Annotated in this window: 19 protein-coding genes; 6 read left to right on the forward strand and 13 right to left on the reverse strand. The window is 59.6% G+C overall.

The genetic code is table 11. From position 1 onward, the window contains the following. Positions 1-14 precede the first annotated feature (14 nt). The 3 genes from LLY24_RS04130 to LLY24_RS04140 form a co-directional block, all read right to left on the reverse strand. Positions 15-875, reverse strand: coding sequence for a hypothetical protein (locus LLY24_RS04130; protein WP_259035014.1), 861 nt, complete (start codon positions 873-875; stop codon positions 15-17). A gap of 104 nt (positions 876-979) precedes the next feature. After that, a complete protein-coding gene (locus tag LLY24_RS04135; protein ID WP_259035015.1) occupies positions 980-1,498 on the reverse strand; it encodes a cupin in 519 nt (172 codons plus the stop codon). A gap of 61 nt (positions 1,499-1,559) precedes the next feature. After that, a complete protein-coding gene (locus LLY24_RS04140) occupies positions 1,560-2,297 on the reverse strand; it encodes a YoaK family protein (RefSeq protein ID WP_259035016.1) in 738 nt (245 codons plus the stop codon). A gap of 330 nt (positions 2,298-2,627) precedes the next feature. Between LLY24_RS04140 and LLY24_RS04145 the strand changes: the two genes are divergently transcribed. The 5 genes from LLY24_RS04145 to thrS all read left to right on the forward strand — a co-directional run bounded on the left by LLY24_RS04145 (position 2,628) and on the right by thrS (position 8,775). Further along, positions 2,628-3,029 carry a Fur family transcriptional regulator gene (locus LLY24_RS04145; protein ID WP_259035017.1) on the forward strand — a complete coding sequence of 134 codons (402 nt, stop codon included), beginning with the start codon at positions 2,628-2,630 and terminating at the stop codon, positions 3,027-3,029. 140 nt (positions 3,030-3,169) lie between these two features. After that, positions 3,170-4,567 carry a cysteine--tRNA ligase gene (gene cysS / locus LLY24_RS04150; RefSeq protein ID WP_259035018.1) on the forward strand — a complete coding sequence of 466 codons (1,398 nt, stop codon included), beginning with the start codon at positions 3,170-3,172 and terminating at the stop codon, positions 4,565-4,567. Between the two features lie 51 nt (positions 4,568-4,618). Next, complete coding sequence (locus LLY24_RS04155; RefSeq protein WP_259035019.1) at positions 4,619-5,734, forward strand: NAD(P)/FAD-dependent oxidoreductase; 1,116 nt, start codon at positions 4,619-4,621, stop codon at positions 5,732-5,734. Then, positions 5,728-6,741, forward strand: a complete 1,014-nt coding sequence (locus tag LLY24_RS04160) for an arsenic resistance protein (RefSeq protein WP_259035020.1) — start codon at positions 5,728-5,730, stop codon at positions 6,739-6,741. Before LLY24_RS04155 ends, LLY24_RS04160 begins: the two co-directional genes overlap by 7 nt. Positions 6,742-6,765: 24 nt before the next feature. Then, positions 6,766-8,775: a threonine--tRNA ligase gene (thrS, locus tag LLY24_RS04165; RefSeq protein ID WP_259035021.1), complete on the forward strand. Its 2,010-nt coding sequence runs from the start codon at positions 6,766-6,768 to the stop codon at positions 8,773-8,775. Positions 8,776-9,139: 364 nt separating this feature from the next. On the opposite strand, the gene LLY24_RS04170 is transcribed toward thrS, so the two are convergent. From LLY24_RS04170 to LLY24_RS04205, 8 genes are all read right to left on the reverse strand, one after another. Continuing rightward, entirely contained in the window at positions 9,140-11,296 is a 2,157-nt protein-coding gene (locus LLY24_RS04170; protein WP_259035022.1) for a sensor domain-containing phosphodiesterase, read from the reverse strand. Between the two features lie 407 nt (positions 11,297-11,703). After that, positions 11,704-13,200 carry a tripartite tricarboxylate transporter permease gene (locus LLY24_RS04175; protein WP_259035023.1) on the reverse strand — a complete coding sequence of 499 codons (1,497 nt, stop codon included), beginning with the start codon at positions 13,198-13,200 and terminating at the stop codon, positions 11,704-11,706. After that, entirely contained in the window at positions 13,200-13,652 is a 453-nt protein-coding gene (locus LLY24_RS04180; RefSeq protein WP_259035024.1) for a tripartite tricarboxylate transporter TctB family protein, read from the reverse strand. Before LLY24_RS04180 ends, LLY24_RS04175 begins: the two co-directional genes overlap by 1 nt. 49 nt (positions 13,653-13,701) lie before the next feature. Next, on the reverse strand, positions 13,702-14,673 hold the full coding sequence (locus LLY24_RS04185) for a Bug family tripartite tricarboxylate transporter substrate binding protein (RefSeq protein WP_259035025.1): 972 nt from the start codon (positions 14,671-14,673) through the stop codon (positions 13,702-13,704). Positions 14,674-14,831: 158 nt separating this feature from the next. Next, entirely contained in the window at positions 14,832-15,533 is a 702-nt protein-coding gene (locus LLY24_RS04190; protein WP_259035026.1) for an RraA family protein, read from the reverse strand. Next, positions 15,530-16,501 (reverse strand): hydroxyacid dehydrogenase, encoded by a 972-nt coding sequence (locus tag LLY24_RS04195; protein ID WP_259035027.1) that lies wholly within the window; start codon positions 16,499-16,501, stop codon positions 15,530-15,532. Before LLY24_RS04195 ends, LLY24_RS04190 begins: the two co-directional genes overlap by 4 nt. Beyond that, the gene (locus LLY24_RS04200) at positions 16,498-17,334 is read right to left on the reverse strand and encodes a citryl-CoA lyase (protein ID WP_259035028.1); all 837 of its coding nucleotides are present in this window, start codon (positions 17,332-17,334) and stop codon (positions 16,498-16,500) included. Before LLY24_RS04200 ends, LLY24_RS04195 begins: the two co-directional genes overlap by 4 nt. Beyond that, positions 17,331-18,590, reverse strand: a complete 1,260-nt coding sequence (locus LLY24_RS04205) for a CaiB/BaiF CoA transferase family protein (protein ID WP_259035029.1) — start codon at positions 18,588-18,590, stop codon at positions 17,331-17,333. The genes LLY24_RS04200 and LLY24_RS04205 overlap by 4 nt, the downstream gene beginning before the upstream one ends. Positions 18,591-18,759: 169 nt before the next feature. Between LLY24_RS04205 and LLY24_RS04210 the strand changes: the two genes are divergently transcribed. Beyond that, the gene (locus tag LLY24_RS04210; RefSeq protein WP_259035030.1) at positions 18,760-19,443 is read left to right on the forward strand and encodes an IclR family transcriptional regulator; all 684 of its coding nucleotides are present in this window, start codon (positions 18,760-18,762) and stop codon (positions 19,441-19,443) included. Positions 19,444-19,492: 49 nt separating this feature from the next. Here the strand turns inward: LLY24_RS04210 and LLY24_RS04215 are convergent, their stop codons facing one another. Then, on the reverse strand, positions 19,493-19,789 hold the full coding sequence (locus LLY24_RS04215) for a DUF1330 domain-containing protein (protein ID WP_259035031.1): 297 nt from the start codon (positions 19,787-19,789) through the stop codon (positions 19,493-19,495). Positions 19,790-19,860: 71 nt separating this feature from the next. Next, entirely contained in the window at positions 19,861-20,586 is a 726-nt protein-coding gene (locus LLY24_RS04220; RefSeq protein ID WP_259035032.1) for a FadR/GntR family transcriptional regulator, read from the reverse strand. Positions 20,587-20,613 lie beyond the last annotated feature (27 nt).

Here is a 20,613-nt window from a genome sequence, read left to right on the forward strand (position 1 = left end):
GGTAACGGCTATGTTCATCCCCGCAACCGCTCCTCGTGCGGGGTGTCGTCATAACGGGGGTCGAGCCACTTGCGTATTTTTTGGTAGCCCTTGAAGATGAAATAGCCCGCCGTGCAGACACCTAGCAAATAGAGGACCATAGCCAGCAGCACCAACAAAACGTTCGTTCGCGCGATGAAGGTCACCATGAATGGCTGCATCGCGATATACAGGGTGAGCGCCGCGAAAAGGCAGAAAGAGAGCGCCCACTGAAGCTGGTGGATGAGCAAATAGTGGCGTCCATACTTTGCCAGTACCCCGTGGATATTGATGGTGCCTTGGTGATTGAGCACGATCCCCACCCCGTCGATATCCTGGCCAAGCAAACGCTTATTCAAACGCGCTAGTAGCGTTTTCAGCTTCTGGAGGCTGGAGATGTCGATCATCGCCACGCTTAGCGCCACATACTGGCCCACCAGCGGGCGATAAATCCCTTCCGAGTTGGGAGGCCAGCAAATCCGAATGGCATCGATGTAATACTCGTAGTGGGTAGAACGACTGCCGGTATTGGGGCTAACGGCCGTGCGTCGCTTTTCGATCAGAGTGCCGCGTAGCTGCGTCGTGGTGGGGCTCAGCGTCATTTGTCGCCATAGCCCATGGGCGGTGATGAAAAGCCCCAAGGCAAAAATGACCAATGCCAGTGCGAACAGAAACATCATCATGAGAGGCGATATGCGCATATCGTCCACCACGAACGCAACGGGCAATCCGATGCCGAGTAGGGTAAGTAGAATGCCCAACACCAGCAGCACCCACTTGAGTAATATCAAGCGCACGTAAACCGTGCGGGCGTAATACGTTTCCAAACCGGTCAGCGGGCGGTTGGGTTTGCTCAAGAGGGCTCCTTACGATCATCGAGGCCGCTGACGGCGGCCTTTACAAGGCCAATATCGTGAAGGAGGCAGGGAGGAAAATCAAAAAAAGCGCAGGGCGCATCAGTTCACGGCTCGCCACCCCACAAAAACGCAAGCGCCCCGCCTAGCGGGGCATGCTCAGGGAGCGGTACGGCTGCCGTTTGGACGAGGGCGTCATCCAGCGTGGCGGGGTCGCCGCGTTTGAGGTCGGGCGTTTGCCCTTCGGGGTAGGCGCCGACCATGCAAAAGTCATCGCTTGCTTCCAGGCTCTTGTGACCGACCCCGGCAGGCAGCACCAGCACGTCCCCTTTTTCGAGCACGATATCGATACCGCTAGGACCACCCAGCCGCGCCTTGGCGTGGCCGCGAAACACTCCCAGTGCCTCGTGAGCGGTGGTGTGAAAATGATGGAAATCATAAAGGTGGTAGCGCCAGGCAGGCAGCCAGCCGTTTCGCGCGAAGAGCGCCTCGAAGCTTTGAGCCCCCGTTTCGGGGTCTTTGATCTTCACCGCACCACGATACACCAGCACCGGCAGTAATGCGTTGGGAAAGCCGTACTGGTGATCGGCGGGTAGTGTCAGCGTTTCTGGGGCGAGCTTGTTCATTGGCGCCTCCTTGGCATCGTAGCTTCTGTATAGAAGATCGCCTCTTCTGTATAGAAGAAAGTCACGCTTTACGCGCCACCATCAGCTTGCTTGCAGTGCGTACCGTGAGCACGATGGCGCTGGCGGCGACGACCATGAGAAAAGCGCCTAGGGCAAGCATCGCCTTGAAACCGAAAGCGTCGAAGAGCAAAAGCCCGGCGACACAGCCAGTGAGAAAGGAGAAAATCGTCGTCAGGTGGGTGTGCAATTGCTTTTGAAACGCGCGCCGGTCTAGCGCTTTTTCACGCGAGAAAAGACACGAGATCACCGAGCCCAGGGCTATTCCTGCATCGGTCAGGGTACCGGTCACGTGGGTCGTTCTTACCCGACCGTTGGAGAGCTGGGTCGAGGTGGAATTGTGCACGCCCATCAAAAAGCCCAGTGACAGCAAGACTTCCGAATCGAAGCGCGGCGAGAAAAACAGGATTTCGAAGAGCGAAATGGCGCTCAAGGCTGCGCCTTCCATCAGCAAAATCAGGCAAAAAATGGTGCGTAGTCTCTGCCCCATGAGAACGGTGATACGCGCCAACATACCGCCCGCCACAAAGGCGAGAATTAGTGCTGCGAGAAAGAGCAAGCCGTAGGTGTCGGCGCTAACCACTTCGCTCGATATCTGCGATGCGTTGCCGCTCATGTGTGAGGGAAGAAAACCGAAGGCGCCCAGGGCCATGGCATTGAGTACTCCAGCTGCCGTTGCCAGCACGAGGGCCAAATAGCGGTCTTCGGTATGCGAACGCACTCTCTTTTTCTTGATCAGCACAGGCGTCTCCCGCCAACTAATGGATATTTAACGTTGCGACGTCATGAGGAAAGAATAGTTCTCGTTTATCTAATTAAGCAGGTGCTATTTTCCATTTCATTCAACGCTAACCGTTTACTCGCTTGGCAGTGAGGTGCTCACGTTATCAATGGTGCGGCTCGAATAAGCAGGCCTACGCCACTATGCGTTATTTATTTGTTATGTTATAACGTTTTATTTAGTATTGCATGCGCCGCTATGTATGTCCTTGAGAACGCAACTGGGATTACGTGCTGAAAAAGATTACCGAGTTAGCCGTTGAATGAGCGGAATTAACCGAGCGATTCGACCATGCCTTTGACCGCCAACCAAAAAGCCGTATACACCGCGTTGAGGCGCGCCCAAAGCCCGCTGAGCGCTTATACGCTGCTAGCTCGCCTGCGTGAGCAAGGGTTCAATGCGCCTACCCAGGTATACCGCGCGCTGGATCGTTTGCTCGAACAGGGCATCGTTCACCGGCTCGAGTCCATGAACGCCTATGTTTCGTGTCGCCATTCGGATGGCTGCCACCACGCGGCGAGAGCGTTTGCCATCTGCGATAACTGCGGCCACGTCGACGAATTCTCCGACGACGAACTGGCACATTGCCTGGGACGCTGGACGAGCGGTAACGGCTTTTCGCTAAGCCACACCACCGTGGAGTTGCACGGCCTGTGTGGCATCTGCGCCTCCTCGAGAGCGCAAGACAGCTGACCTCTGAATACCGTTTATCTCGCTCATCGGCCGAACCGCAGTGGCATTGCCGTTGCTTGTGGGTATCGATGCCCCGGCCGCCCTCTTTTATACAAGCCTCGTAAAAGACTCTTTTGGAAGTACCTTCAGGAGCACCTGGTATGACCCACATCCTGTTGCATAACACCTTGACGCGCACCAAGGAGCCGCTGCAAACCGAAAGGCCGGATCGGGTCACGCTCTACGTGTGTGGGCCGACGGTGTACAACTATGCGCATATTGGTAATGCACGGCCTGCCGTAGTATTCGACGTGCTGGCACGCCTGCTGCGCCACGATTACCGCGAGCTGGTGTACGCGCGCAACTTCACCGACGTAGACGACAAAATCAACGCTGCCGCGGCGGCCGCCGGTGTTTCCATCGGCAGTATCACCTCGCGCTACATCGATGCCTACCACCAGGACATGCAGGCGCTGAGCGTGCTTACTCCCGACGTCGAGCCGCGCGTAACGGCGCATATCGATGACATCATTACCTTGGTGCAGACGCTCGTCGAGCGCGGTCACGCCTACGAGGTCGAAGGGCACGTGCTCTTCGAGGTGGCCTCCTACCCGGAGTACGGCCATCTCTCGGGGCGTCGCCCGGAAGACATGCTCGCGGGTGCCCGAGTGGAAGTTGCACCTTACAAGCGCGACCCGCTGGACTTCGTGCTGTGGAAGCCCTCGACCGACGAGCAGCCCGGCTGGGAGAGCCCCTGGGGGCGGGGTCGGCCGGGCTGGCACGTCGAATGCACGGCGATGATCGGCCAGCACCTGGGCCACACCATCGACATTCACGGCGGTGGCCAGGACCTGATTTTTCCCCATCACGAAAACGAGATCGCCCAGGGCACCTGCGCCCACGGTGGGCTCTACTGCCGCACCTGGGTGCACAACAGCTTCGTCACCGTCGATGGGCAGAAGATGTCCAAATCGCTGGGCAACGTGCTGCTGGTGCGCGACTTACTGGCGCAGGCCTCGGGTGAGGCGATTCGATTGGCCCTGCTCTCGACCCACTACCGGCGGCCGCTGGACTGGAACGCCGCCCGTCTCGAGGCCGCGCGTAAAACGCTGGCGCGTATTTACACCACGTTGCGAAAAGTAGCCGATGTTGCCCCCACGCCTGGCATCGGCGCCGATGCCGACGTGCTGGCGGCGCTGCGTAACGACTTGAACGTCTCCGCCGCCCTAACTCGGCTACAGCAGTTAGTGCGCACTCTCGATAGTGCTGAAACATACGCGCAGCAAGCCGAAGCCAAAGCTCGGCTGTTGGCCTCGGCGAGTTTGCTCGGGCTGCTCCATAACGCTGACGCAGAACGGGATGTTGGAGAAAGCGGTGCAGAGCGCACAGATGAAATCGCCCAGGCCGAAAGGCTTCTGGCCGCACGCGAGCAGGCGCGGCAAAAGCGTGACTTCGCCAAGGCGGACGCCCTGCGCGACGAACTGGCAGCGCTTGGTTTCGACATCCAAGACGGCGCCTCGGGCTCAAAGCTCAAACCACGCACGGAGGCGCTCATATGAGCAGTGAGCGTCAAAACCAGAGTGTGACATTCAAGACGACAGGGGGCGCCGATGCGTAGTGTCGATGTAGTGATCGTAGGCGCGGGGGCGGCCGGTATCGGTATGGCCAGAGCGCTGCAGGCCGTACCCGACATCGAGTATGAAATTTTGGAGAGCGGGCGCATCGGCGAGTCGTTTCACCGCTGGCCCGCGCAGACCCGTTTCATCACCCCGTCGTTCTACAGCAATCCTTTCGGCTTGGCCGATCTCAACGCCGTCGACGCCGTGACGTCACCGGCACTCGCCGTCGGGGCCGAGCATCTGAGCGGCCGGCAGTACGCCGAGTATTTACGCTTCGTTGCCGAGGCAGCCGAGCTTTCGATCACCTGCCAGTGCAAGGTGCTGGACGTGACCCGCCGCCACGATGGCTACTTCGAGCTTGAAACCGAGCAGGGCGACTACGAAGCGCGCTTCGTCATCTGGGCCTGCGGCGAATACCAGTTCCCTGATCTGAATCCCTTTCCGGGCGGACAGTGGTGCCTGCACTACGCCAACGTGGCCGACTGGCAGGCCCTCGAGCCCGGCCATTACACGGTGATCGGCGGCTACGAAAGCGGCGTGGATACGGTGGTGAATCTGGTGCGCCTGGGCCACTCGGTGCGCCTGCTGGTGCGCCGTGCCACCTGGGAGCAACCCGGCGTACACGACCCCAGCGTGGCCTTGTCGCCTTACAGCCAGCAGCGCCTGCGTGACCTGCAGCCCAGCGGCGCGCTGCAGATCATTTACGGCGCCGACGTGGTGGAGGTCAGTGCCGACGCAGGCGGCGGGGCACGTATTCACGCTGCCGACGGCCGCTACTGGGACAGCCAGACGCCACCGATACTCGGTACCGGCTTCCTCAAGGGCGGCGGCGCCACGCAGATTGCCGATTTCTGGTCATGGGATGAGAGCGGCCGCATTCGCCTGAGCGAGCGCGACGAGTCGCTGCGCACGCCGGGGCTGTTTCTGGTCGGCCCGCAGGTGCGCCACGAGCCGCTCATCTACTGCTTCATCTACAAGTTCCGCCAGCGTTTCGCGCTGATTGCCGAAGAGATCGCCGCGCGGCTGAGTCTCGAACATGCCGGGCAGGAGCCGGGCAGTTGGGGGCCGTTCGGTAATGCAGAATGTTGCGAGGGCTGCCAATGCTGACGCTCAAGGCGTCTGGCGTCTCCTTCACCTCACTGATCCTGCTGGCGGCCATCGCCCTCGGCTCCGCCCTGGGGCACTTCGCGCCGGACACCGGCGAGCGCTTGGGCGACTGGGTCGACCCCACGCTGCTGAGCCTGGTGGCGCTGCTGTTCTTTGGCGTGCGTTTTGGCGCCTTGCTGCAGGCAGCGAGCAACCTGCGTTTCTTCGCCGTGGCGCTGCTGGCCAACTTCGTGCTGATTCCGCTGATCGGCTACGCCGTGGCCTGGCTGCTGCTTGGCCACCATCCGCTGTTCATGGTCGGCCTGGTGATCTACTTCATGTCGCCCTGCACCGACTGGTTTCTCGACTTCACCCGGCTGGCCAAGGGCAACGTCGCTCTGGGAACGGCGCTGATTCCGCTGAACATGCTGGTGCAACTGCTGCTTTACCCACTCTATCTACAACTGTTCGCCGGGCAGGCCGTGGCGGTGGAGGCGGGCGCCCTGGGCAGCACGCTGCTGCAGTGGTTCCTGCAGCCGTTGCTGCTGGCCATTGCCGCCCATCAGGTGCTGCGCTGGCTGCTGGGCGGCGAGCGTTTCGAGGCCTTACTGGCCCGGGTCGATCAACTGTTGCCCTGGCTGATCGGCCTGCTGGTACTGGAAATCTTCGTCGGCAACATCGCGGTGATCCTCGAACACCGCGGCGTGTTCGCCTGGGTGCTGCTGGCGGTGTTCATCTTCTTCGTGCTGACCTTCCTGCTCGGTGAAGCGCTCAGCCGCCTGCTGCATTTCGACTACCCCGAGCACGCCCTGCTGAGCATGACCACCGCCGCACGCAATGCGCCGCTGATGCTTGCCGTGACCATGGCGGCTTTGCCCGGCCAGCCGCTGATCTACGCCGCCCTGGTGATCGGCATGCTGGTGGAGTTCCCCCACCTGACCGCGCTCAGCCGCGTGCTGCTCGGTACCCGCCGGGAGCGCACCTGGTTAAGTCACCTGTTTCAGGCCACCCGCTCCAGACATCAGTAAGCCCTTTTTAGGAGTGAGCTTTTAATGAGTAACCACCGCAATACCCTGACGCTACCCGACGGTTCGCAGCGCACCTTCGACGCACCGGTCACCGTGGCCGAAGTCGCCGCTGCCATCGGCCCGGGCCTGGCGAAAAACACCCTGGCCGGGCGCCTCGACGGCCGTCTGGTGGACGCCTGCGAGCGCATCGACCACGACGCTAGCCTGCAGATCATCACCCCTCGCGACGACGAGGGCCTGGAGATCATCCGCCACTCCTGCGCCCACCTGATCGGCCACGCGGTCAAGCAGCTCTATCCCACGGCGAAGATGGTCATCGGCCCGGTGATCAACGACGGTTTCTACTACGACATCGCCTACGAGCGGCCCTTCACCCCCGAGGATCTAGCCGCCATTGAGCAGCGCATGGGCGAGCTGATCAAGCGCGATTACGACGTGATCAAGCGCATGACCCCGCGCGACGAGGTCATCGCGCTGTTCGCCTCACGGGGTGAGGACTACAAGCTGCAGCTGATCGACGACATGCCCGAGGAATCGGCCATGGGCCTGTACTTTCACCAGGAGTACGTCGACATGTGCCGGGGCCCGCACGTGCCCAACACACGCTTTCTCAAACACTTCAAGCTGACCAAACTGTCCGGCGCCTACTGGCGCGGCGATGCGCAGAACGAGCAGTTGCAGCGCATCTACGGCACCGCCTGGGCCGACAAGAAATCGCTGCAGGCCTACCTGCAGCGCCTCGAAGAAGCCGAGAAGCGCGACCACCGCAAGTTGGGCCGCGAGCTGGATCTGTTCCACTTCCAGGAAGATGCTCCCGGTGCAGTGTTCTGGCACCCGCGCGGCTGGACGCTGTTCCAGCAGCTGATCGGCTACATGCGTCGCCGCCACGATGGCGCGGGCTACATCGAGGTCAACACCCCGGACGTGATGGACCGCAGCCTGTGGCAGATTTCTGGGCACTGGCAGAACTACCGCGACCACATGTTCACCACCGAAACCGAGGACGGGCGCGCCCTGGCGCTCAAGCCGATGAACTGCCCCGGCAGCGTGCTGCTCTACCGTCATGGCCTGAAGAGTTACCGCGACCTGCCGATCCGCATGGGCGAGTTCGGCAAGGTGCACCGCTACGAGCCGTCCGGCTCGCTGCACGGCCTGCTGCGCGTGCGCCATTTCACCCAGGATGACGCGCACATCTACTGCACCCCGGCGCAGATGGATGCCGAATGCCGCGAAGTGGTGGCGCTGACCCTGGACATCTACCGTCAGTTCGGCTTCGACGACGTGCGCATCAAGCTCTCCACCCGCCCGGCCAACCGCATGGGCAGCGAAGCCACCTGGGACACTCTCGAAGGCGCCCTGGTGCAGGCGCTGGACGCGATGAACCTGCCGTACCAGATCAACCCGGGGGAGGGCGCCTTCTACGGGCCCAAACTGGAGTTCGTGCTGCGCGACGCCATCGGCCGCGACTGGCAGTGCGGCACCCTGCAGGTGGACATGAACCTGCCCGAACGCTTCGGCATCGACTACGTCGACGAAGAGGGGCAGCGGCAGCGCCCGGTGATGCTGCACCGCGCGTTGTTCGGCTCGCTGGAGCGCTTCACCGGTATTCTCATCGAGCACTACACCGGCAAGCTGCCGGTGTGGCTGGCGCCGGTGCAGGCGGTGCTGCTGCCAATCACCGATGCCCACGCCGATTATGCCCGCGACGTGGCCCAGTGGCTGGTGGACGCCGGCCTGCGTGTCGAGCACGACCTGCGCAACGAGAAGATCGGCTACAAGATCCGTGAGCAGACCCTGCAGCGCGTACCTTTCCTGCTGGTGGTCGGCGCCAAGGAAGCGGCAGCCGGCGAAGTGGCGCTGCGCACCCGCGACGGCGAAGACCTGGGCGTGATGCGCCTGGAAGACGCTCGCCGCTACTTGCTGGAGCAGGCTCAGGCGCCGGACTGCCTCGAGGGGCAGGCCGAGCAGCGCGAGCGTGATGAACGCCTGCGCGCTTTAGTCGGGATGAAGCCAGCGGCTGAGATGAACATATGAGTGAACTTCACGCCGCTGTGTCTCCGAACGGCGGGATACTACTGACACTCAGCGGCGCTCATCTTGATGAACGATACCGTCATTGCCGCTTCGCTCCCTCTCCATAGAGAGGGAAACCGGAGACTGGCGATTAAGCTCTATGCAGATAGGACCGATGCCGCTAGTGCTGATGCTGGGCTATATAAATAACGCTTGGAAAGACTATTCCGACAAGCGGAGCGTTACGGGAACTACTCGCAGCATCTTGTTATGGCACAAGGAGGCCGTCAGTGGACTCGAAAGAGGTCAATGGAAACGCATCGAGCTTACCCTGTTGCAAGTTTTTTATAGACATTCAGCTGGGTAGATTTATTCTGAAGTGGCTCTATTGCGTCGGTAAGATAAAATCTTTTGCGGGAACAGGGCGGCCAAAAAGATACCCCTGTGCTTCTAGGCAGTGGTGTTCTTTTAGAAAGGAAAGCTGAGCTTCATTTTCAACGCCCTCTGCGATGACACTCATGTCGAAACTACGTGCGAGATACAGTATTGCTTTGACCACGGCGGCGTCTTCACTCGATGTCGTTACGTTCCGAATAAACGAGCGATCTATCTTCAGACGGGTAACAGGGAATTTCTTGAGAAGGCTGAGTGAGGCAAAACCCGTGCCGTAATCATCAAAGGCAAGGCCAATGCCTATATCGCGTAGGTCATATATCAGTTTCAGTGTCTTTGCATCGGTGTGTAGTAAAATGTTTTCTACGAGTTCAAGCTCTAGTGCTTCAGGGGGGAGATGGTACTCATCTAAAATGTCATGAATGGTCTGGGGAAGAGATCCAGAACGAAACTGTGACTCAAATAAGTTAACCCCTATGGTAAAGTCGGGAATGATGTTTCGCCATTGGGCTGCCTGTTGGCAAGCCGAGCGCAAAATCCATTCTCCGACCATTACGGCTGAGGATTTTTGCCCCAGTATTTCGATAAAGGTGTCTGGCGTTAATAGCCCACGGCCTGGATGATTCCAGCGTAAGAGAGCCTCGGCGCCTAAGAGTCGACGATCATAAGTCGAGACTTGGGGTTGATAGTAAAGCTCGAACTCCTCATGCTCGAAGGCGTTGCGTAACTCTTTTTGAAAAGCGCGTCGTGCGGTGGCCACTTCGCGTAGTGAAGGCTCGAATATTTCATAGTGCCCCTTTCCCGTCGCTTTCGCTCTGTAGAGTGCTAGGTCGGCCGATCCCAGTAACTCCTCGGGTGTGGTGCTGTGTTGGGGCGAGAAAGAGACGCCAATGCTGACACCGATTTCCACTGTTTGTCCCGAAAATTCATAGAGATCCGTGATGGCGGCAACGAGTCGAGAGGCGATAGCGTTGGCTTGACGTTCATCATTGCCTGGAATCAGTGCGACAAATTCGTCGCCGCCAAGTCTCGCCACCATGATGGCATCAGTACACGTGCTTTTAAGACGCTGTGCTACGCTTTTAAGAACAGCATCGCCAGCAGAGTGCCCCAGAGTGTCATTGACCTCTTTGAAACCATCTAAATCGAGTAGCAGTACCGTCGCAGGCAGGTTGGCCGCCAACGTTTGATTCAAGCGTTCGCGCCAAGCGCTGCGGTTAGGAAGGTCTGTGAGCGCGTCGAGAGACGCAAGCCGGAAAAGACGTTCTTCGTTTTGGCGTCGTTCCGTGATGTCACGCACGATAGCGCCGACGCTGGTGCTGTCGCCCTCGTTCCACGTGGACAAGGAGAATTCAGCAGGAAATTCGCTACCATCTTTACGCAAGCCAGAAAGTTCGACGGTTCGGTCGGCAAGCTTCAGTTTGCAACCCTGCTTCAGACGCTTTAATTCGTCTTCATATATAACCCGCCAGCTATCTGGCACAATGATTTCGGTGGTTTTTTCAACGGCTTCTTGTGCGCTATATCCGAAAATTCTCTCAGCGGAGCGGTTCCAAAACGTAATACCACCCTCGGAGTTAGAACAGATGATCGCGTCGGGGGAAGTAGCGGCGATATTCTCAAAACGGGCCTGATTGATCGACTTGACGAAGTCTAGTCGCCTTAACTCCATGCGGTCCATGACCAGTGCCGCCAAATCAGCAAGGTTTTTCCTATCTTTGTCCGTGAACTCCTGTCTTGGCTTGGTATCGATAAGACAAACGGTTCCTATGTTTTCACCCGCCGGCGATTTTAGTGGCTTACCAGCATAAAAACGAATAAAGGGATATCCTAGAACGAGAGGATTGGTGGAGAATCGCGCGTCTTTCAGTGCATCGAAGATGACCATTGTGTCGTCTTGCATAATCGCATGAGTGCAAAAAGAGACCTCTCGGCTCGTCTCACAAACGTCGAACCCAATTTTGGACTTAAAGAATTGACGATCCCGATCGAGTAACGTGACCAGTACGATGGGCACGTCGAAAAGGCATGACGCCAAGTGGGTCAAGCGATCGAAGTCGTCTTCTGCCGGGGTGTCCATCATATGGTACTCGGCTAACACTTGAAGACGTTTTTCTTCGCTGTCGGGTAGAGGATATGAAATAGACAACGTTGTCTCCTGTTTTTGCTGCGACCATAGGATTCCACTCTACGACGCCGTGCGCATCAACACTATGCTTTCTTTGCACCACATGTCGGGCCGCGATCAAACCTCTTCGACCCCATCCACCAAAAATAAGCGATAGTCGGTGCCCTGGAGGCGAGGTGATGCCTCACAGCGTGCGACGCACGCGTGATGCCGAGAACCTCAAAGTGATGCGCCTGGAAGACGCCCGTCGGTACTTGCTGAAACAAGCACAGACGCCAGATTTCGCTAACCGGTAGGCTGAGCAGTGTGTGCGCGATGAACGTCTGCGCGCTTTGGCAAGGGCGTAGCTTTTGATGGAAATAACGCAGGTATTATGAGCGAGGCATACTGTTTCTCTTTGCCTCGCTCATTTCCATTGAAGAGTATGCTTAGAGAGAGAGACGTCGTGACCGAACTGTTGAAATGATGCTCCACAGTATCAGTACACCTGCTATAGCGAGTAGCGTTGCGCTAATGGGGCGTTGGACGAAAGTTGCGAAATCTCCAGACGATAGCAGCATGGCACGTCGGAAGTGATCCTCCATCATCGGCCCTAGCACGAAGCCCAGTATCAAGGGGGCAGCGGGGAAAGCGAGTTTGCGCATGCCCACTCCCAATGCGCCGAATATCATGACTAGCAGGACATCGAATGTGCTGTTGTTAACACTGTAAGTACCCAGACAGATAAACATCAGGACTGCTGGGAAGAGCAAGTGGTAGGGCACGGCCAATAAGCGCACCCAGATGCCGATCAAAGGTACGTTGAGAATCACGAGCAGAACGTTGCCGATCCAGAAGCTCATCACCAGCCCCCAAAATAGGCTGGGCTGCTCCGTCATCAGGCCGGGACCTGGCGTAATGCCATGAATAATCAGAGCGCCTAGCATCAGTGCCATGGTGGGGCTGCCGGGAATACCGAGCGCCAGGGTGGGGATGAAGGAAGTCTGGTCTGCGGCATTGTTGGCAGATTCTGGGGCTGTGATGCCTTCGATGGCGCCCTTACCGAAGCGGGACGGCTCCCGGGCGGTGCGCTTTTCGATAGCGTAGGCGATGAATGCCGCCAGGGACGGGCCAGTGCCCGGTAGCGCGCCGAAGAAGGAACCGATGCCGGAGCCTCGCAGCATAGGGCGCCAGGAACGTTTCATGTCGTCTCGGGTGGGCTTCATCGCCCGCAGGGTCAAGTCGGAGGATTCGAAGCGCTTGCCCTTGACGCTGCCAACGCTGATGATCAGCTCGGCCACGCCGAACACCCCCATGGCAAGGGCCACGAGGCTGATGCCGTCGCCCAGTTCAGGAATGCCGAAGGCGAAGCGCTGGGTGCCGGTATACACGTCGGTGCCGATACCGCCGAGAAATATCCCGAGCATCACCATGACGAACCCTTTTACCGCAGAGCCGTCGGCGATGCCGGTGGCGGCGACCAAGCCCAGCAACATCAGCGAGAAGTACTCCGCGGAGCCCATGCTTAGCGCATACTGGGCGATGACCGGCGCAAACAGAGTTAGGATCACTATGCCGATGGAGCCGCCGACGAAGGAAGCTATGGTGGTCATGAACAACGCCACCGCCCCCCGGCCTTGCTGAGCCATGGGGTAGCCGTCCAGGCAGACCACCGCATTGGCCGGCGTGCCGGGAACGTTGAGCAGAATCGAGGCGGTGCTGCCGCCGTAACTGGTGCCGTACCAGATACCGGCGAGCATGATCAGCGCTGAGGTCGGCTCCATGTGAAAGGTGATGGGGAATAGCATGGAAATGGCGGCCAGCACGCCGATCCCGGGAATGACTCCGAGCAGGGTGCCGAGAAACACCCCCACGAAACAGTAGAAGACGTTGGTGAGGGAGAGGGCGGTTTGTAGGCCAAGGCCGAGGTTGCCGAAGAGATCCATTAAAAGGCCCACCTGACGATCGGGATGTTCATGCCCAGCGCCAAACGAAAGATCACGACGGCGGCGAGGACGAGAAAGACGATGAGAAGTCCCACCGTCCTTAGACGCAGTTGGCGGTCAGCCAAGCTAGTTACCAAGGTCATGGCGGCGATGGCCGGAGCAAGACCCATCCGAGGAACGGCCACGGCGAAGGTCAGAATGCCGCCAAGGATGGCGAGCAGCGGACGCCACTCAATACTGGGTAGAGCGACCCGAGGTCGCAGCATACCCCCACCGGCCAGTGCCGCTCCCAGCAAGGCGATGATCGCGCCGATGCCCATGGGCACCATGCCTGGGCCCATGCGCTGAAGTGTTCCCAGGTGATAGTGGCTCGAGGCGTATAGGACGATGACTAGGCCGAGCACGGCCAACCCCAGGCCGGTGAAGATATCGACGATATCGCGGTTCAGCATGATGAGATCTCCCGTCGGGTCGAGCGGCTTACCGCACGACCCGGAACAATCACTGAACGGTGGCGCCCGAGGCGATGACGGCGTCAGCCCAACGCGCGTGCTCGGCCTGTAGGTAATTGGCGAACTCATCGGCGGTGCCACCTTCGATGGTGCTGCCTTCGTTCTCGATCGTGTTGCGCAGGCGCTCGTCCTGCAGCGCTTCGTTGACCGCCGCGTTGAGGGTGGCGACGAGCTCGTCGGCCATATCTGCAGGGCCGACCACCGCCTTCCAGTCCGATGCCTCGAAGCCTTCGTATCCAAGCTCGGCCACTGATGGCGTCTCCGGCAGTGCATTGCTGCGCTCGCGAGAGGTAACCGCCAGCGCCTTGAGCGAGCCAGAGCGAATGTGGGAAAGCACGCTCGGCAAACTCGCTGCCACGAAATCCACATGTCCTCCAATAGCGTCCGTTACTGCTTGGGCAGCGCCGGGATATGGTATGTGCATAAACTCAATGTCCGCTCGGCTGCTGAACACCTCCATGGATAAATGACTTACCGTGCCAGCTCCGGGAGTACTCATGGAGACCTTGCCCGTATTCTCACGGGCGGCCTCGATCAGGGCTTCGAAGTCGTTGTAGGAGGACTGTGCGGAGACCGCTACCACCATTGGCTGGGAACTAACCAAAGCGATGGGCGTGAAATCGGTTAAGGCGTCGTAGGGGATGTTGGCATAGAGGGTTGGGTTGATGGCCATATTGGAGGTCTGGCCCATGGCCAGCACATGACCGTCGTTCGCTGCCCGGGTCAACTGAGATAGACCGATGTTGCCGCCAGCACCGCCACGGTTTTCAATGATGAAGTTCCAGCCTTGCTGTTCGGCCATCTTTTCGGTCAATACTCGCGAGGCGAAGTCCGTGCCGCCCCCGGCTGAGAAGGGAACGATGAACTCGATTGATCCTTGCGGGTAGGTCTGGGCTGAGGCCACTGCAGGGAGAGTGATCAGTAGAGCGCAGGCGATTTTTTTCAACGTATTATTTTTCATGGCGTGTTTCTCCAGGGAGTGTGGTGGTCTTTTTGTTCTAGGTCGTGGTCGTTCTAGTGGGTGATCAGTTGTGAGAATCGTTTAGGGCCAGGAGGCTTTGAATCGATAGGCTCGCACTTCTAAGCGTCCGGAAAAATTGCTCTGGCTCTAGCGAAGTGTCACAAAGGGCAGCCTTTCTGGCGCAGGATCAGATCGAAACGTTCGCGGTCCACTGCTCCGGTTTCATTCTGGGCGCGGATGCGGGCCTCCTTTTGCGCATGGGCTTGGCACAAGGCTAGGATCGCCTCGGCAGCATTGGCAGGAATGGCGATGACTCCATCGGCGTCGCCGAGTATCAGATCCCCCGGCATCACGGTCATGCCTGCGCAGGAGATGGGTACGTTAATCTGCCCCGGACCGTCCTTGCTAGGCCCTCGGTGTACATGGCCCCGAGCATAGACAGGCAGCCCCCCTTCGGCCCACTCCGCGACATCGCGAAGCGCGCCGTCAAGCACGAACCCGCCCAGTTGCCGTGCCACCGCAGTGGTGCGCATCAGTCCGCCGATCACGGCAGTAGAAAGGTCACCGCCGCCATCGATGACGATGACGTCGCCAGGTTGGGCGCGCTGCATAGCGACATGAACCATTAGGTTGTCCCCTGGGCGCGTACGTACGGTGATCGCGGTACCACAAAGCGCAAGGCCAAGATCATGGTGATAGGCCTTGAGCCCCACCGCACCGGTGTGACGCCCCATGACATCCCCTGCGTGGGCCACCGGGATCGATTTGAAAGCGTCGAGGAGTTGAGGGGACAACGTGGCTTGGCGAGGCTGGACGTCGAAGCCGCTGGGCCAAGTGGCTGACTCGGAAGAAGCTGTCATGGGGTACTCTCCAGTAAGTGGGCGTTGACGATTCGGCCATGCACTGGGGGCTTGCCTGCCAGCATGGCTAACGCGTTTTCTGCAGCGGCTCGAGCGGTGGCCGCGAGCGCCGCGTCGCTGTTCCCTCCAACGTGGGGGGTGAGCACCACGTTGGGATGGTTAAGAAGCGGATGGCCCGGCGGCGGTGGCTCCGTATCGAGGGTGTCGAGCCCTGCGCCGGCGATATGACCTGAGGTGAGCGCTCGGGCCAGGGCTTGTTCGTCGATCAGCCCACCACGCGCCGTATTGATCACGAATGCCCCAGGGGGCAGCGTGGCAAGCGCCTTTGCATCGACCACTTGGCGGGTGGAGGGCAGCAGCGGGCAGTGCAGGGAGAGCACATCGCTCACACTAAGCAGTGCCTCTAGGCTCGTGCTTTTCTCGATGGGAGCGGGTAGCTCTGAGCGCCCCGGATCATAGCCCACCACACGCATGCCCAGGGCAGTGGCGATACGCGCCACGTGAGTGGCGATCGTGCCACAACCCATCAGTCCCAGCGTCCGCCCAGCGAGTTGAACCCCTGGAGTCTGGCGTGGCCATTCGCCTAGGCAAATGCGTCGGTGGGCTTCCGGGACGCGGCGAGCGCAGGCGATCATCAAGCCGATAGTCAGCTCCGCCACTGATTGAGCGTTGGTCTCTCCCACGACCGAGACGGGAATGCCTCGCTCGGCGGCGGCGTCGAGATCTACGGCGTCGTGGCCGACCCCGTGGCGAGAGATCGCGCGAAGCTCCGGGCAGGCGGCGATGGTGTCCCGGTCGAGCTCTAGAGTACGGGCGATGATCGCATCGATGGGTTGGCTTGCCAGAACCTGCTTGAGTCGATTTTCCTCGCCCTTGGATACGAACAGCACCCGGCACCCGGCGTTTTCGAGCACCTGGCGGCCTTCATCTGCCAGGCGGGGAGCCGTCACCAGAATCGTCGGGCTCATAAGCGCTTGCCCTGGGGCTCAACCGAGCGAGGCGGGTGGCCGGTGTATGTCCAGGTCTCGTTGCGCGGAAGCGGTCCCTTGTTGCGCTCCGGGCGCTGCATTTGCTCCCAGGCGTGGCTCATTATTCCTACCGATCGAGAGAGTACGAAGAGCCCACGACACAGCGCCGGGGCAAACCCGAGGGCTGCATAGATCGCGCCGGTAGCGCCGTCCACGTTCATGGGAATGGGGCGGCTGCGCCCTTGGGAGAGCTGACGCTCCACCTCTTCGGCAATGTCGGCAAACCCCTTGTCTATACTCGTGTCCGTGGTGGCCCGCAGCACGTCCATGAGCCGAGGGGCGCGAGGGTCGCGGGGGTGAAAGCGGTGACCGAATCCGGGCACATAGCGCACCCCGGAGGCTCGGAGCGCTTCGAGCTCCGCCCGGGTAGCCTCTGATAAGGTCTCACCTGCCTTATGACGTGTATTGATGGCGAGATAAAGCGTCACGCACTGCTCCCCCGCTCCGCCGTGCACGTCTCCCAGCACGTTGGCTGCCGAGGCCATGGCGTTGTTGATGCCGACCCCGCAGGTAGAGGCGATGCGCGCAATGGCGATGGAGGGCGCTTGGGGGCCGTGATCCACGGCGCTCATCAACACGGTGCTCAAGAGCGTGGCTTGGGCGGTGCTCGGTAAATCGCCTCGCAGCATCAGCCATATCATGTCGGGAAAGCCAATCGTGCCGATCAGTTCTTCAATGGCATAGCCGCGATAGCGGATCATGCCAGGGCGCATTTCGATGATCTCGGTGGACCACCAGTCTTCACCGGCGGTACGCGGGGTCTCTGCATTCATTGTTCGCGCTCGTTGTTGTCGTGAGAAGAAGCGGCGGGGGGGCCCCCCGTCGGGCGAAGTGTTGGATGCGTCGCGCCGAAGGCGGATCGGGCATCGGCGTCGTAGCCGAGCTCCTCGAGAATCGCCTCGGTATCTTGGCCAAGCGTGGGTGGCGGTGTACGGGGGGCGGGATCGCCGCTGGCCAAGCGAAAGCCCGAGCGCACCACGCTCAGCGGTGCTCGGCCGGGGCTGGCCGGGAACGTGCAGGTCAGCTTCCGGGCCTGGATTTGCGGATGACGCAGAGCCTGAGGAACGGTCAGAACCTCACCGGCGGGTACGCCTTTGGCATTGAGTGTCAAGGCCCACTGCTGGGCGGTGGCGGCCTGCAGGGCGGCCTCGAGCTCCTCGGTGAGGGCCTGCCGATGCTGCTTTCGCGCCTCGCGCTTTTGAAAGCGAGGATCGTGCAGCAGGTCCGGGCGCTCGATGAGTCCGCATAGGATCTCGAACTGCTCTTGCTTGTTGGCCGCGATGTTCAAAAGCCCTTTTCGGGTGCGAAAGGTCCCCGATGGCGCGGCGGTAGTGTTCTGGTTGCCCATGGGCAAGGGCTCGATACCAGCGGTCAGCCAATTCGATACTACCCAGCCCATGGTGCCCATCATGGACTCGAGCATAGAAACATCGATCACTTCCCCCCGGCCGGTGCGTTGGCGTCCAACCAATGCGCTCGAAATTGCAAAGGCTGCGGTCATGCCGCCGATGGTGTCGCAGACTGGATAGCCTACGCGCATCGGGGAAGAGTCGGCATCGCCGGTCACGCTCATCACCCCAGATAGCCCTTGTATGATCTGATCGTAAGCAGGGTTCTTCGCCAGCGGCCCTGTTTGGCCGAAACCTGAGATAGCGCAGTAGATCAGACGAGGGTTCAGACTGAGCAGATGTTCGTGACCGAGCCCCAGACGCTCCATCACGCCGGGGCGAAAGTTCTCTACCAGCACGTCCGCCGTTCCCACCAGCTTGAGAAAGGCCTGCTTGCCTTCGGGAGACTTTAGATCAAGCTCTATGGAGCGCTTACCCGCGTTCTGAGCCAGAAACGAGACGCCCATGAGCTGCGCGTTCAAGGCCGGGTCAGCGCCGAGCTGGCGAGCCAGGTCGCCGGAGCCGGGTTGTTCCACCTTGATGACGTCCGAACCCTGCTGCGCCAGCTGGTAGCAGCAGTAAGGGCCTGCGAGTACGTTGGTTAGATCCAGTACGCGAATGCCTGAAAGCAGCTCAGACATGGGCGTTGACGGACGTTAAAAGTGTGGGGGTAGGCATTATGGTTCCCTTTTGTTCTATCAGGCATAATGGTGTTCTGTATGACAGAACGGTTTGTCGTTGTCAAATTCGTTCTATTTTATTATTGTGCGTTCTATCAAGTAGAACGATAGTGGCGCAGGGAGGTGAAGCTTGACGCAGAAACAACAGCGGGTGGAGGCGGTGGAGCGAGCGCTATCTATCTTGGAGGCATTTAACGAGCAGGAGCGGTCGCTTTCACTGGTCGCCTTATCGGAGCGAACGGGGCTCTACAAAAGCACGATTCTGCGCCTGATAGGCTCGCTTGAGCGGTTTGGTTATATCGTAAGAGAGGAGGGGGGAACCTATGCGCTGGGGCCGCGCCTCTGGCAGTTGGGGAACCTGTTCCGACCGGCGGGGGATCTGGGCGATCTCGTCCGCCCGCAGCTGGCTCAACTGGTAGAGCAGACTCAAGAAACCGCGTCGTTTTTTATTCGCTTAGGAAATCAGCGGATGTGCCTCTATCGGATGAATTCACCGAAGCCCGCTCGGCACCATCTGGACGAGGGCGCCGTACTGCCCATTGACCGGGGCGCGACCGGGCGCGTGTTGCTAGCATTCAGCGGAGAGGAAGGGGCGTTCTACGACGATATCCGCGCCAAGGGGTACGCCTTTTCCCAAGGCGAGAGGGATCCGGACGTGGCAGCCATTGCCTTGCCGGTGTTTGATCGGCAAGGCGTGATGCGCGGAGCGATTTCCGTCTCGGCGTTGATCACCCGACTGACCGACGACAGGCTCGTGCCGACAGTGGCGCTACTCGAGAAAAGCTGCAACGCCCTAAGAGAGGCCTTGCCTTAGCCAGGAACAGTGGCGGACGCTCCTCTCCCGCGACCGAGGAGGACAGGAGTTAAATGTTTTCCACCCCATCCACCAAAAACACACGATAGTCGGCACCCTGGAAGCGATGTTTGCGTGCTTCTTGATAAGCATCGCTCTGGTACCAAGCGCGTGCGGCGGCCATATCAGGGAAGCGTAGAATCACCGCGCCTTCCATGTCGCTGCCTTCGAGCACTTCGAAGTCGCCGTAGAAGGCTAGCGGCTGCGGGTCATGGCCTTCGCGGGCGGCTTTGGCTTTGGTGCCGTAGGTGGCGAGCTCTTCGGCATCGTGGGTGCGTTCGCGGGTCAAAACGACATAAGCAGGCATGATGGTTCTCCTTGGTAGGGTAAACGCTTAGGGATAAAAGGGCGGCGTTGAAGGAAAGTCTACCCGCCTCCCTAGCCGTTGAGAATGCGCGAGAGCGATGTTTCGATGTGTTGGCGCATGGCACGGCGCGCTGCCGCTTCGTCCCGCGCGACGATGGCGTTAGCAATTGCCTCGTGCTCTTGCGCTACCTGCTGGGCATGCAGAGCGCGGGGAAGATCCGAGGCTTTTTGGCCCAACTTGACCGAAAAGACGAGGCCGGTTTGCAAAGAGAGAACGGCGTTAAGCAGAAACTTGTTGCCCGATGCCTTGGCGATCTGGACGTGAAAATCGAAATCTTCTTGGGTGGCCTGTTCGCCGCGCTGAAAGCTGCGCTTTAGAATCCGATGCTGTACTTCGATGCCCTGCAGATCGGCTTCGCTTCCCCGCTCTGCCGCGAGGCCTGCCGACTCGGTTTCGATCAGCAGGCGAAAGTCGAACAGGGCGCCGATATCGTTCAGATTGTTGACCAGATTGGGCGCATCGAGTGCGGTCACGGGCCTGGCCACGACGAACAGCCCCGAGCCTTGGCGTGACACTACTAAGCCTTCCTCTTTCAAGCGCGCAATCACGTCGCGAACGGCGCTTCGGCTCAACTCATAGCGCTCGCTAAGCTCCGCTTCCGTCGGAAGCCGCGATCCTCGCAAGTATTGGCCGCGAAGAATCCAGTTGCTCATGTCGTTATATAAGGCTTTAGTCTTTTCTTCTTTAGTCTTTGATACTTTCGTATTTGTTGTCACGTTGTTTAATTCCTTTTTCATGATTTTTTATTTCATATCAAGTGTTTA

The sequence above is a fragment of the Halomonas dongshanensis genome (genome assembly GCF_024790395.1).
Taxonomy (GTDB): domain Bacteria; phylum Pseudomonadota; class Gammaproteobacteria; order Pseudomonadales; family Halomonadaceae; genus Vreelandella; species Vreelandella dongshanensis.